General features: G+C 66.1%; 11 protein-coding genes. 4 read left to right on the top strand and 7 right to left on the bottom strand.

Features of this window, described 5'->3' with window-relative positions; genetic code table 11:
* Nucleotides 1-98 precede the first annotated feature (98 nt).
* Nucleotides 99-626: a ParB N-terminal domain-containing protein gene (locus QX051_RS05580; protein WP_315775402.1), complete on the bottom strand. Its 528-nt coding sequence runs from the start codon at nt 624-626 to the stop codon at nt 99-101.
* A 288-nt stretch (nt 627-914) separates the two neighbouring features.
* On the opposite strand from QX051_RS05580, the gene QX051_RS05575 reads away from it, so the two are divergent.
* Nucleotides 915-1,895, top strand: coding sequence for a catalase family peroxidase (locus QX051_RS05575; RefSeq protein ID WP_315775401.1), 981 nt, complete (start codon nt 915-917; stop codon nt 1,893-1,895).
* Nucleotides 1,896-2,465: 570 nt separating this feature from the next.
* On the opposite strand, the gene QX051_RS05570 is transcribed toward QX051_RS05575, so the two are convergent.
* Nucleotides 2,466-2,675, bottom strand: coding sequence for a hypothetical protein (locus tag QX051_RS05570; protein ID WP_315775400.1), 210 nt, complete (start codon nt 2,673-2,675; stop codon nt 2,466-2,468).
* 311 nt (nt 2,676-2,986) lie between these two features.
* Here QX051_RS05570 and QX051_RS05565 point away from each other — a divergent pair, with 311 nt between their 5' ends.
* The 3 genes from QX051_RS05565 (at nt 2,987) to adh (ending at nt 7,477) form a co-directional block, all read left to right on the top strand.
* Entirely contained in the window at nt 2,987-4,528 is a 1,542-nt protein-coding gene (locus QX051_RS05565) for an outer membrane protein (protein ID WP_315775399.1), read from the top strand.
* A 270-nt stretch (nt 4,529-4,798) separates the two neighbouring features.
* Nucleotides 4,799-5,812 carry a helix-turn-helix domain-containing protein gene (locus tag QX051_RS05560; RefSeq protein WP_315775398.1) on the top strand — a complete coding sequence of 338 codons (1,014 nt, stop codon included), beginning with the start codon at nt 4,799-4,801 and terminating at the stop codon, nt 5,810-5,812.
* Nucleotides 5,813-5,959: 147 nt separating this feature from the next.
* Nucleotides 5,960-7,477, top strand: coding sequence for an aldehyde dehydrogenase (gene adh / locus QX051_RS05555; RefSeq protein ID WP_315775397.1), 1,518 nt, complete (start codon nt 5,960-5,962; stop codon nt 7,475-7,477).
* Between the two features lie 176 nt (nt 7,478-7,653).
* Here the strand turns inward: adh and QX051_RS05550 are convergent, their stop codons facing one another.
* The 5 genes from QX051_RS05550 to QX051_RS05530 form a co-directional block, all read right to left on the bottom strand.
* The gene (locus QX051_RS05550; RefSeq protein WP_315734355.1) at nt 7,654-8,121 is read right to left on the bottom strand and encodes a J domain-containing protein; all 468 of its coding nucleotides are present in this window, start codon (nt 8,119-8,121) and stop codon (nt 7,654-7,656) included.
* 83 nt (nt 8,122-8,204) lie between these two features.
* Nucleotides 8,205-8,543, bottom strand: coding sequence for a Rieske 2Fe-2S domain-containing protein (locus QX051_RS05545; RefSeq protein WP_315734353.1), 339 nt, complete (start codon nt 8,541-8,543; stop codon nt 8,205-8,207).
* 449 nt (nt 8,544-8,992) lie between these two features.
* On the bottom strand, nt 8,993-9,940 hold the full coding sequence (locus tag QX051_RS05540) for an ABC transporter substrate-binding protein (RefSeq protein WP_315771756.1): 948 nt from the start codon (nt 9,938-9,940) through the stop codon (nt 8,993-8,995).
* A gap of 100 nt (nt 9,941-10,040) precedes the next feature.
* Nucleotides 10,041-11,099, bottom strand: coding sequence for an ABC transporter permease subunit (locus QX051_RS05535; RefSeq protein WP_315775396.1), 1,059 nt, complete (start codon nt 11,097-11,099; stop codon nt 10,041-10,043).
* Nucleotides 11,092-12,615 (bottom strand): sugar ABC transporter ATP-binding protein, encoded by a 1,524-nt coding sequence (locus QX051_RS05530; protein WP_315775395.1) that lies wholly within the window; start codon nt 12,613-12,615, stop codon nt 11,092-11,094. The genes QX051_RS05535 and QX051_RS05530 overlap by 8 nt, the downstream gene beginning before the upstream one ends.
* Nucleotides 12,616-12,720 lie beyond the last annotated feature (105 nt).

The following is a 12,720-nucleotide window of genomic DNA, read 5'->3' as shown; positions in this document are numbered from 1 at the left end:
CGGATGCGGCGCGTGGCGGCGGATCACGCTGCGCTGATCCGCCCTACGGACTGCCGCTCAATCAAACCTTGGCCGGGGGCAATCGCGCGTCGAAACCGTCAGTATCGCCCGCCGCTGCGCTCTTGTTGCTTGATCCAATCCGACAGGGTTCGGGGCGTCGATCCCTGTCCGGGGCGCGATGGTTTCGCGGTGGCAGTCCTGTTGCTCCGGTTCGTCGTCTCCGTCGGCCCGCGCGGATGCGTCGCGGCATGGGCGCCCGGGACGCCTCTCGGCGCCGTGGCGAGCTTCTCCGCTTCCTCCTTCTCCAGCCGCAGCTTGCGCAGCCGCTCCATCTTCTCGCGCTCCGGATCGACGGGCGGCGGTGGCAGCTCGCGCTGGCGGGCTTCCTCGGCGGAGATCAGCAGACCCATGATGGCGCTTTCGCCGAGGGCCTTGCAGGCTTCGAGGCGGTGCAGACCTTCGATCAGGACAAAATGGTCCTTGTCGCGGCGGACGAGGATCGGCTCGCGCTGGCCGACCTCCAAAATGCTTTCGGCCAGCGCGTCGACCGCGTCCTGCTTCAGCGCCTTGCGCTTCCTGTCGGGGACGTGGATCTTGTCGATGGGGAAGCTTTCCGGTGCGGACACAGTCGAAACTCCGTCGTGGGCGCGCGCCGTCCAGCGCCAGGGTCGGAGGGGGCACGATCCCCCGATCCGCACGGCAGCGCGGAGCGGAGGCAGACCGGGCACGCGCGGCTACAATAGAGACATTCGCCATCTCGCCGCAAGGAGCGGGTGACGGGGCGGAATGTCTCCTGTCAGACGGCAAGGTGAATCATGCGACTGTGATGGGCGCCCCATCGGTCGCGCACGAAAGTCGCTTGCGCGTCAATTCATGCTGCTATGCTGCACCGCTCATACAGGAGGACGCCGCTCATGACGACACGCACGCTCGTTGCCGCGCTGGCCGGGATTGCCCTCGCGTTGCCCGCCGCTGCCCTCGCGCAGGAACCGCCGGTCGAGGAGCAGCTCGTCAATGCAATGAACAAGGTGTTCGGCGTGCACGCCGGCTTTCGCGCCAATCACGCCAAGGGCGTCGTGGTCGAGGGCAAGTTCAAGCCGTCGACCGAGGCGGCGACCTTGAGCAAGGCTTCGCTGTTCAGCGGCGGCGAAATTCCCGTGACGGTGCGGTTCTCGGACTCCACCGGCGTGCCGAACCTGCCGGACGGCTCCGGCGACGCCAATCCGCATGGCATGGCGGTGAAGTTTCATCTCGCCGACGGCAGCGACATGGACCTCGTGATCAACTCGCTGAAATTCTTCCCCGTCTCGACCGGCGCGGAGCTGCGCGATTTGTTCCTGGCGATCGCGGACTCTGGACCGAACGCGGCCAAGCCGACCAGGCTCGAGCAGTTCATCGCCAGCCATCCCTCGGTGCCGGCGGCGCTCGGTACCATCGCGACGCCGGACAGTCTTGCCGACGAGGCCTATTTCGGCGTCAACGCCTTCGTGCTCGTCAACAAGGCCGGCGAAAAGCAGGCGGTGCGCTGGCAGATGCTGCCGGAGAAGGTCGTGCATATCGACAAGGAGGACGCGGCGAAACGCGCGCCGGACTTCCTGATGTCCGAGCTGCCGGCGCGGCTGAAGCAGGGGCCGGTGACGTTCCGCTTCAAGGCGCAGCTCGCTGCGGCCGGCGACGACACCAAGGATCCGGCCAAGCCGTGGCCTGGCGATCGCAAGCTGGTCGAGCTCGGCGTGCTGACGATCGACAAGGCGGTCGAAGACAGCGACGGGGCGCAGAAGAAGCTGCTGTTCCTGCCCGGCCAGCTCACCGACGGCGTCGAGGCGTCGGATGATCCGATGATCGACATCCGCAACGGCGCCTACGCCATCTCGTTCTCCCGGCGCAATCCGTGATGATGACGTGACGCGCGACGCGCGGTGCGGCGGATCAGGCTGCGCTGATCCGCCCGACGGGCCTCAGTCTGTCATCGTGGCTGAGGCGAGCCCAGCCATGATGCTGCGCGCTGCGGGCGGCGCTTGTGCCGATGACCGGACGATTTGGCGGCGAGCTCAAATCCGTATTTCCGGTCGCGATCGGCCGTGACCTAGCTTCGTTCCATCCTGATCGCAATCCAGAACGAACGGGAATGGGGTGCATCTGTGCGGAGTGCAGGATCGGATCGATGGATACGGTCGGGCCTTCGAGCCCGGCGAGCGAGCACGACACAACCGGCCGCAATTATGGATGCTTCGCGGCGCGCGATCCCGATGAGTTGCCGCAACGTTGACGAAGCCCTGCCTCATTCAGCGCGATTGCGACGGCATTCGCCGCTTTCTCTCCCGATCGATGACGTCGCACAAGCCGCGCGATAACGGCGAAACCAAGAGCAGGGGTTGTCGACACGCGTGGACAGCCGAGCGTCGGCGCGTCGAAGGCGGTGGCGGCCGTGCAGCCGATGTGCCGCCATGTTCGACGTGATGCAATCAGGGCGTGTTGTCGACGCGAAGGCCGACGATCGCGAGGTGCGCGCGATCAGGACGCATGCCGTCGAGCGCGGCGCCGACGCGCTGCGCATCCAGTGAGTTCGGTGCGCACATTCGTCTACTAATGAACTCATGAGCCGCGGCGGCATCGCGCATTGCGCTGTTTGTCGCAATCGTGTCGCGCTGCTTCTTTTCGCCGGAATCCTGCATCTTGCGTGCAACAGTCAAAGCTGAACTTCGATCGCGTCGGCGTCGCGATCTGCATTCCTTCCGAATGACATTTTTCAATTCAGTTCGCGACACAATCTCACCCTCCTGATGCGGCCGCCGTTTGTTGCGGCACGTGTTCAGGAGTTGTGAGTTCGATGCGTCGCGTATTTGGCGTATGCCTTTGCCTATCTACTTTCGCAGGAAGTACGACATCGGTCTGGGCGACTGATCTCGCCCTGCCTCCCCCGCTCCCGCCGCCTGACGTCTTCGCCTACAGGTGGAGTGGCTGCCATGCCGGCGCGAACGCCGGGATGGCCTGGTCACGCCAGCAGCAGACGTGGACCCAGGTCGCCAATGCCGCCGCCGCGCCCGTTCAGCCTGTGCAGCAGCCGGTCGGCAATGCAAACAACCCGCCTGTGGTCAAGCCGCCTGTGGTCGCAAATCCAGCGCCAAACCCGCCGCCGCCGAACAACCCCGGCGGGAACAACGGCGGATGGAAGCCGCCGCCGCATAAGCCGCCGGGCAAGCCCCCGATCTGTGAGCGCAACGACAAGGGCTGGTGGCAGCCCGGCAAGCAGTATCATGGCGACAAGGATCACGGCTGGCCGCACGACAAGCCGTCCTACAAGCCCGATCACGACGGCGGTCATCATTGGCCACAGGTTGGATCGAAAGGCGGCGACAACAAGTCTTCCTGGCCGTCGGCGCCATCCAAGACCAAGGACGACAACTACAACGACGTCAAATATGGCAGCGGCTGGTTCGACAAGCCTCACGACGATGACCATGGCAAGTCGAGCGGCTGGTCGCAGCTCCATTCGAACGGTTACTCCGACAAATATACTTGGCTGCGACATGACCAGCAGAACGATCATGACAAGCCGGCCACCGGCTGGGGCGCGAAGAAGGACGACGGCTACGACAAGCCGCTTGGCTTCGGGTGGTCGAAGCAGCCGCTGAAGAGCGAACGTGACAGCTACGCCTGGCTGAAGCCGGATGACCGGAACGACGACAAGCATGGCGGCTACGGCTGGGGCGGCAAGCCGCACGACAATGATGACGGCAAGGGCGGCTATGGCGACAAGCAGCCCGACAAGGACCACTGGCAGCAGCAGCACGGCGGCAACTACAATCATGGCGGATGGCCGCATCATCCGGACAAGCCCGGCTGGCCGCCGAAAAATCCACCCCCGAACAATGGCGGCGGCCAGCCGAACCCGCCGCCGCAGGGCAACAATGGCAATCCGCCGGCGCAGAACCCGCCGGTGACCGGCGGCGGCAACGTGGCGCCGCTGCCCGTCGCGGCCGTGCAGATTCCGACCGCCGTCTCCAGCAATGGCAGCGACGTCGTCGGCGGCCTGCAGCTCGGTTGCGATTACCAGATGGACCGCTTCGTCGTCGGCATCCAGGCGATGGCCGATCTCGGCATCATCAACGCGTCGAGCCCGCTGGGGCCGGCGCTGACGATGAACACGCGGACCAGCAACCTCTACACCGCCACGGTGCGCGCAGGCTATCTGGTGACGCCTGAGATCCTGGCCTATGTGCGCGGTGGCGCGGCGTGGACGCGGACCAACGTTTCGGTCGTCAACACCGCCACCGGACAGTCCGCCAGCGTGGCGTTCAACCGCAGCGGCTGGACGGTCGGCGCCGGCGTCGAGTGGATGTTCGCCCGCAACTGGTCGGCCTTCGCCGAATATGACTACGCCGATTTCGGCACCGCGACCGGCACGCTGCCGGGCGCCGCCGCGATCACAGGAGGACCAAACGTCGTCAGCCAGAAGACCCAGCTCCACACGGCGATGATCGGTGTCAACTACCGCTTCGAGATGCTGTCGCGCGGCGCCCGCTGAGGCCCGCGGCGGACGCCACGCCGCCGGTCACGCAACACGGCAAGGCCGCCTGGTTCGTCCAGGCGGCCTTTTCGGTTTTGTGGGCTGGTGCTCAGCTCGCGCGCACCGAGCTGAGGAACTTGCCGACGTCCTCCCTCAGGCGGCTACGGTCACGCGACAGGTGGGTGACCGATTGGTCCGCATTCCTTGACGCCGGTCAAACCGCGGTGCTGTAGTTGCGCTAGTCTAGTAACAAGCCGCGCCAACGCGGGCAATGCCGGGAGGAGGGACATGGGGCGTTCGCCCGGGAATGCCCATTCGGATCGCGTCCTGGAGGCCTTGGCCAAGGGGGATGCCAAGGCTGACGCTGACGGTAGAGCCGATAGCCGAGCCGACCGAGGCGCACCGGCGGTCTCGGCGCTCGCGGCATCATGGCGGCGCTCCGGCCATCTCCATGCGCTCGATCCCGCCACGCCGAAGCTGCCGGCCCGCCTGACGGCGGCCGAGATCGCGGACGCGCGCGCCCGGCTCGGGCGGCTGCTCGCGATCGCACAGGCGAGCCTCGACCGGCTGTTCCTGGCGGTTGGGGGCGTCGGCTGCTCGGTGCTGCTCGCCGATGCCGAGGGCACGGTGCTCGAGCGCCGCGGCGCCCGCGGGGACGACGCCACCTTCGAATCCTGGGGCCTGTGGACCGGCGCGGTGTGGAGCGAGCGGCACGAGGGCACCAATGCTATCGGCACCTGCCTGGTCGAGAAGCGGCCGCTGACCATCGACCGCGATCAGCACTACCTGTCACGCAACGCGCGGCTGTTCTGCACCACGGCGCCGATCTTCGACGAGCACGGCCAGCTCAAGGCCGCGCTCGACGTCTCCTCCTGTCGCGCCGATCTGACCGAAGGCTTCAGTCGGCTGATCGCGACCACCGTCGCGGATGCCGCGCGCCTGATCGAGGCGGAGAATTTCCGCCAGGCCTTTCCGCATGCCCGCATCGTGCTCACGCCGGACAGCGAGCGCGAGATCAACTCATTGCTGGCGGTCGATCGCAACGACCTCGTCGTCGGTGCCACACGGGCGGCGCGCCGTGCGCTCAACCTCTCTCCGTCCGCGCTGGCGCGTCCGGTGCCGGCCGGCGACCTGATCAAGGATGCAACCACCGGGGGCGACGACATTGACGCCGCCGAGCGTGCCGTTCTGAAGCGCGCGCTGGCGCGCGCCGGCGGCAACGTCTCGAAGGCGGCGAAGGAGCTCGACATGTCGCGCGCCACCCTGCACCGGAAGATGAAGCGGCTCGGGCTCGAGCGGTGAACGCGCCGCGGCTGTCGAATCGCAGCCAACATGTCGCAGAACTGCGACACTTCCTCGGACGCGCTCGTTGCGGCCTCTGGTCTGTCGCGCCTGTTTGATCGAGCCTCTCTCCAACGCCGTGTGCATCGGCGTGAATGGGAGAGAGAGATGACCAAGGTTGACGTCAATGCGGCGTTCAAGCCGCCTTTCGCTGCGCGTTACGACAACTTCATCGGCGGTGCCTGGAAGGCCCCCAACGCCGGCAAATATTTCGACAACATCTCGCCGATCACCGGCCAGCCGGTGTGCGAGATCGCGCGCTCCGATGCCTCCGACATCGAGGCAGCGCTCGACGCCGCGCATGCCGCCAAGGACGGCTGGGCGCGCACTAGCGTCACCGAGCGCGCGATGGTCCTCAACAGGATCGCCGACCGCATGGAGGCCAATCTCGACAGGCTGGCGCTCGCCGAGACCTGGGACAACGGCAAGCCGATCCGCGAGACCACCGCGGCCGACATCCCGCTCGCCATCGACCACTTCCGCTATTTCGCCGGCGTGATCCGCGCGCAGGAAGGCTCGATCGCCGAGATCGACCACGACACCATCGCTTATCACTTCCACGAGCCGCTCGGCGTCGTCGGTCAGATCATTCCGTGGAATTTCCCGATCCTGATGGCGGCGTGGAAGCTCGCGCCCGCGCTCGCCGCGGGCAACTGCGTCGTGCTCAAGCCGGCCGAGCAGACCCCGGCCTCGATCCTCGTGCTGATGGAGATCGTCGGCGACCTGCTGCCGCCGGGCGTGCTCAACGTCGTCAACGGGTTCGGCTTAGAGGCGGGCAAGCCGCTGGCCTCCTCCAACCGCATCGCCAAGATCGCCTTCACCGGTGAGACCTCGACGGGGCGGCTGATCATGCAATACGCCTCGCAGAACCTGATCCCGGTCACGCTCGAGCTCGGCGGCAAGTCGCCCAACATCTTCTTCAAGGACGTCTGCGCCGAGGACGACGACTTCCTCGACAAGGCGATCGAGGGCTTCGTGATGTTCGCGCTCAACCAGGGCGAGGTCTGCACCTGCCCGAGCCGCGCGCTGATCCACGAATCGATCTATGAGCGCTTCATGGAGCGCGCGCTGCAGCGTGTCGGCGCGATCGTGCAGGGCAGCCCGCTCGATCCGGCGACCATGATCGGCGCGCAGGCCTCCGCCGAGCAGATGTCCAAGATCCTGTCCTACATCGACATCGGCAAGAACGAGGGCGCGCAGCTCCTGATCGGTGGCGAGCGCAACGTGCTCGGCGGCGATCTCGCCGGCGGCTACTACGTCAAGCCGACGGTGTTCAAGGGGCACAACAAGATGCGCGTGTTCCAGGAGGAGATCTTCGGACCCGTCGTCTCGGTCACGACCTTCAAGACCGAGGACGAGGCGCTGGCGATCGCCAACGACACGCTCTACGGCCTTGGCGCCGGCGTGTGGAGCCGCGACGCCAACACCTGCTACCGCTTCGGCCGCAATATCCAGGCGGGGCGTGTCTGGACCAATTGCTATCACGCCTATCCGGCGCATGCGGCGTTCGGCGGCTACAAGCAGTCCGGCGTCGGTCGCGAGACCCACAAGGTGATGCTCGACCACTACCAGCAGACCAAGAACATGCTGGTCAGCTACAGCCCGAAGAAGCTCGGCTTCTTCTAAAGGCTGGGAGCCGGGCCGGTCGGGCATGAGCGCCCCGACCGGCTTGCTCTTTTTGACTGCATGTCAGCCGGTCGCACGAGAGCGTCCGGCTGGCTCGGGCGCCGGCTCGGATCCCGCTCCTGGTTCGCTCCGCTTGGTCATTTCGTGGCTGTCGGTCACGTCATCGCTCGCGATCGTCACTCCAACCGCGCCAGCAGCGCATCGCGTGCCTCGGAAATGCGTCGATAAAGTTCATTGCTGCCGCCGGCGTCGGGATGCGCGGACTTGGCCAGCCGGCGGAACGCAGCTTTGATGTGTGTAGCCGTCAGCATACCCTGCAGGGGTAGTTCGAGGATTGCGCGAAAGGCGTCGTCGTTCTGGTCGCGCGCGAGCCGATCCCACAGGGCGCGACGCGCGGCCCGCGCCTCGATCCGCAACGCATCCTGATCCTCGCGCCAGCGTCGTTGCGACATGACGAGGCAGGAGCCGAAGACGATGCGGCCGTGGGTCTCCAATTCGTCGAGGCTGAACGGCCCGACGACGTCGTAGGGTGGCGCGAGCCGTGCGAGCCGTCCCGTTGCGCCGTCGGTGATGGAGCCGAGCCGGACCGTGTCGACGATCCCTATCGACCCATTCCAGATCACCCATTCGGCGGCGCCCGTCATGCTGCTGAACTCGTCGATACGGCCTCCCTCCGCAACGCGGACAGGGGAGTGCCCGGCGTTTGTTCCCATCTTCGATGGGCCGATCAAGCCGGCGACCGGGCCTGCTTGACCGGACCGACGTCGACCTGAATCTCGCCGCCTTCGACCTGCAGCGGATAGCCGTGCAGCGCGTTGCGGACGAGATGCGTGACGCACTTGCCGTTCACGCCGTCGAAGCCCCATTGATGGTGCGGGCAGGTGATGGTCTTGCCGTCGAACGTCGCCTCGGTCAGCGGCACGTCGGCATGCGGGCAGCGGCCGCGATAGGCCTTCAGCTCGCCGCCGTGAGGCCAGAGCAGCAGCACGCTCTTCTTGCCGACCTGGTACAGGCCCATGCCGCCTTCGGTCATGGCGCTTGTCGGACAGACTGCGGTGAAAGCCATCGGATCGCCTGCTGATTGGTGCCGTCAGGCAGGCTCACGCAAATTCCGGACCAGCGAAAAGCAGCAACAAACAGCGGGGCGTTGTCGCAAACGCGACACACCGGTGGATGGCGCGGACCTATTTGCGGCCGAGCGCGGCGAGGAATTCCGCTTGGGGAATAAACAGGCCCTGGGCGCGCGGACCAGGCCGCGGCCGAGGTCGCACAGCAGGTCGCCCTTGCCGAACAGGCGCTCCGCGCCGGGCTCGTCGAGCATTCACCGCATTGGCGACCTTGAGCGGACTTTCAAGGGCAGGTTCGTCGTTCCGGCCTTGATGTCGTCGCCGAGTTTGACGACGGCCTGCGCCGTTCAGAACCTGATAGAGCGCGTCCAGCGGTTCGTTCCAAGAAGAACGCCGCCCGTGAGGGCGGCGTTGCCGGGGGGCTTGGTAGAAGCGAAGCGGCCGAATTCTACTCCTTGCGCTCGGAGGTCCAGCCCTTGTACTCGCCGACATTGTCGCGCGTGATCAGCTTGGACGGCAGCAGTTCGACGGTCGAGGCCGGCTTCTGGCCGTTGAGGATGTTGACGCCGATCTGCACGGCCCGGCGCGCCATGAAGAACGGGTCCTGCGAGGCCGAGGCCTGGATCTGCTGCGAGGCCGGATCCTTCAGCGCGGCTTCGATGTCCGGGGCGCCGTCGACCGCGGTGATGATGATGCCGGTGCGCTGCTGCTGACGCGCGGCGAGATCAGTGCCGATCGCCTGGGGATCGTTGATGGCGAAGATGGCGTCGATCTTCGGGAAGCGGGTGAGATAGCCCTGCGTCACCGTGAGGCCGCCCTCGCGCGAGCCCTTGCCGTCCTGGTCGCTGGAGAGAACCTTGATGCCGGGAGCCTTGGCGAACACGCTCTTGCAGCCGTTGACGCGGTCGATCACCGCCGACACCTGCGGCCCGTTCTCGATGATGACGTCGCCTTTGCCGCCGAGCTTGTCGACGATGTACTGGCACGAGATCTCGCCGGCCTGCACGTTGTTGGTCGTTACGGTGGCGTCGGCGCCCTCGGCCGCCGTGTCGACCGCGACGACGAGGATGCCGGCCGCCTGCGCCTTCTTGATGGCGGGGCCGATCGCCTTGGGATCTCCCGGGTTGAGCAGGATCATGTCGACGCCGGCGGCGATGAAATTGTCGATCTGGGTGACCTGCTTGCCGAGATCATATTCGAAGCCGACCGCGGTGATCTTGACGTTGGGATTGGTCTTCTTGGCCTCGAACTCGGCGCCCTTCGACAACGCGACGAAGAACGGGTTGCCGAGCGAGCCCAGCGACACGCCGACCGATTTCAGCTCCTTGGCCGATGACGGCGCGGAGCTCATCACGAGCGCCAGCGCGGCACCGGCTGATAACATCGACTTGACCATGTGTTTCCTCCCTGGTCCTTCCTGTTCGTCTACGCACGGCGGACCAGTGGCCGTGGAAGAATCCGTTGCGGCGGGCTCTGGTGATGCCTGCCATGTTGTCTCAGGTGCGGGCCGAGCCCTGCAGCCGGTAGCGGTCGAGCGCGACGGCGCCGATGATCACAAGGCCCTTGATGACGTATTGCCAGATGTCGGACACGCCGACCAGGATGAGCCCGTTCGACAACACGGCGATGATGAGGGCGCCGACCAAGGTGCCCCAGATCGAACCGATGCCGCCGACGAAGGACGTGCCGCCGAGGATGACCGCGGTGATGGCGTCGAGCTCATAGGACTGGCCGAGTTGCAGGCCGTTCGCCGCATAGAGCCGCGCCGCCTGCATGCCGCCGCCGAGGCCGGCGAGCAGGCCGGACATGCCGTAGACGAAGATCAGCACGGCCCAGACCTTGATGCCGGCGAGCCGCGCCGCGCTTTCATTGCCGCCGACGGCATAGATGTGCACGCCGAGCACGGTCCGGCGCAGGATCAGCCAGGAGCCCAGGATCACCAGCAGCGCGATCACCGACAGCCAGGGGATCGATACGACGCCGGGGATGATCGTCAGCGAGGCGTTTCCGATGAAGGCGTAGGGAATCGATGGGTTGAACACGGTGGTGTCGCCACCCATCAGGCGGGCGAGACCGCGCACCGCCGTGAGCGAGCCGAGTGTCACGATGAAGGGCGGCAGCCGCAACAGCGCGATCAGCGCGCCATTGATGACGCCGAAGGCGAGGCCCGTCAGCACCGCGGCCGGCAGCCACAGTGCGCCGAGATCGGGCATCTTCGACAGTGTCAGGCCGGCCATTGCAGCCGCGGCGAGGATCGAGCCGACCGACAAATCGATGCCGCCGGTCAGGATGACGAAGGTCATGCCGGCGGCGAGCACGGTATTCACCGCGGCCTGCTGCAGCACGATTCCGAGATTCTGTCCGGTGAAGAATCGTCCTTCGGACAGCATATGGAAGCCGACGCAGAGGATGAGCAGCACCGGCAGCATGCCGGCGGCGCGGATCATCAGCCGCAGCCGCTGCTGCTTGTTGTCCGATGCCGCGAGGCTCGGTGCCGGCGCGGCCTTGATCTGCGCTGGCGCGGGCTTGGCTTGAGCTTGGCTGTTGTCAGGCATCGACGTGCTCCGTCCCGGTGGCCAGCGCCATGATGTCTTCCTGGGTGATGGGTGATGTCGTGCTCTGCTGCAGGTCGCCGACCAGATGTCCCTCGCGCATCACCAGCACGCGGTCGCAGATGCCGAGAATCTCGGGCAGGTCGGACGAGATCACCAGGATTGCGGTGCCGGACTTGGCGAGATTGTCGATGATCGAGTAGATCTCGGACTTGGCGCCGACATCGACGCCGCGGGTCGGCTCGTCGAGGATCAGGACCTTCGGCGCGGTCGCGAGCAGGCGTGACAGCAGCACCTTCTGCTGATTGCCGCCCGACAGGCCGCCGACGGTGACGCCCGGATTGGGGGCGCGAATGCCCAGCGCGCTGAACGCCTCGTCGGCGCGTGCGCGCGCCTTGTCGCGGTCGAGAAGGCCGCCGAGCTTCGCGTCACGCCCGATCACGGCAAGGTTGATGTTGTCGGCGCAGGACATGTCGAGGAACAGCCCGAGCGCCTTCCTGTCTTCGGTCAGATAGGCGATGCCGGTATCGAGCGCATCGCGCGGCGTGGCGATGCTGACTTTCTCTCCGTCGAGCTCGATGTGTCCCGTCGTCTTCGGCGCAGACCCGATGATGAGATGCGCGAGCTCGGTGCGCCCGGCGCCGATCAGCCCGGCGAGGCCGACGACCTCGCCGGCGTGAACGGTCAGCGAGCAGTTCTTGACGCGACGGCCGTCGCCGAGATCGACGGCGCTGAGCACCGCGCGATCACGCTTGGCGTGCGGGTCGTGGTCTTTCTTGTAGAATGATGACACGTCGCGGCCGACCATCATGCGGACGATGCTGTCGGCGCGGATCTCCGGCTTGTCCAGCGACCCGACCAGCCGGCCATCGCGCAGCACGGTGACGCGGTCGCCGAGCGCATAGACCTCGTCCATGCGATGCGAGATGTAGATGATGGCGAGCCCTTCGGCGCGGAGCTGGCGGATCAGCGCGAACAGCTTCTCGCTTTCGCCGGCCGACAGCGAGGTGGTCGGCTCGTCCATGATCAGGATCTTGGATCGTGCATGCAGCGCGCGGGCGATCTCGACCAGCTGGCGCTGGCCCATCGACAACTCGGCCACCAAGGTGGAGGCTGTGAAATCGGCGCCGAGCCGGTCCAGGATCGGTCCAGCGCCCTCGCGCATGGTGCTGCGCGCGAGCAGGCCGCTCTGCGACAGCTCGCGTCCGAGATAGATGTTTTCGGCGACCGTCAGGTTCGGCGCCAGCGACAACTCTTGGTAGATGATCGAAATGCCGGCGTTGCGGCCGCCCATCGGCCCTTCGATGTGCACCGGCCGGCCCTCAATGCGGATCTCACCGCCGGGATCCGGGCGATAGGCGCCGGAGAGAATCTTCATCAGCGTGGATTTGCCGGCACCGTTTTCGCCCATCAGCGCATGGACTTCGCCAGCGTAGACGGTGAGGTCGACCTTGTGCAGGGCCTTGATGGTGAAGAATGACTTCGACACCCCGCGCATCTCGAGGATCGGACCGCTCATCGTGCCTCCCAATGCACGTCGTCTTGTCGTCCGCGGCTCGTTGATCGCTGGCGCGGGAAGCCATTAAACTAGAGGCTGTTGCCGAATACAATATGAAAGAGACGC

The sequence above is a fragment of the Bradyrhizobium sp. SZCCHNR1053 genome (genome assembly GCF_032381235.1).
Classification (GTDB): Bacteria; Pseudomonadota; Alphaproteobacteria; order Rhizobiales; family Xanthobacteraceae; genus Bradyrhizobium.
This window is presented reverse-complemented; position numbering and strand designations above follow the sequence as displayed.

Coding starts and splice junctions, on each gene's coding strand:
- QX051_RS05575 (WP_315775401.1), top strand. CDS start 915: ATGACGACACGCACGCTCGTTGCCGCGCTGGCCGGGATTGCCCTCGCG.
- QX051_RS05570 (WP_315775400.1), bottom strand. CDS start 2,675: ATGCAGGATTCCGGCGAAAAGAAGCAGCGCGACACGATTGCGACAAAC.
- QX051_RS05565 (WP_315775399.1), top strand. CDS start 2,987: ATGGCCTGGTCACGCCAGCAGCAGACGTGGACCCAGGTCGCCAATGCC.
- QX051_RS05560 (WP_315775398.1), top strand. CDS start 4,799: ATGGGGCGTTCGCCCGGGAATGCCCATTCGGATCGCGTCCTGGAGGCC.
- adh (WP_315775397.1), top strand. CDS start 5,960: ATGACCAAGGTTGACGTCAATGCGGCGTTCAAGCCGCCTTTCGCTGCG.
- QX051_RS05550 (WP_315734355.1), bottom strand. CDS start 8,121: ATGACGGGCGCCGCCGAATGGGTGATCTGGAATGGGTCGATAGGGATC.
- QX051_RS05545 (WP_315734353.1), bottom strand. CDS start 8,543: ATGGCTTTCACCGCAGTCTGTCCGACAAGCGCCATGACCGAAGGCGGC.
- QX051_RS05540 (WP_315771756.1), bottom strand. CDS start 9,940: ATGGTCAAGTCGATGTTATCAGCCGGTGCCGCGCTGGCGCTCGTGATG.
- QX051_RS05535 (WP_315775396.1), bottom strand. CDS start 11,099: ATGCCTGACAACAGCCAAGCTCAAGCCAAGCCCGCGCCAGCGCAGATC.
- QX051_RS05530 (WP_315775395.1), bottom strand. CDS start 12,615: ATGAGCGGTCCGATCCTCGAGATGCGCGGGGTGTCGAAGTCATTCTTC.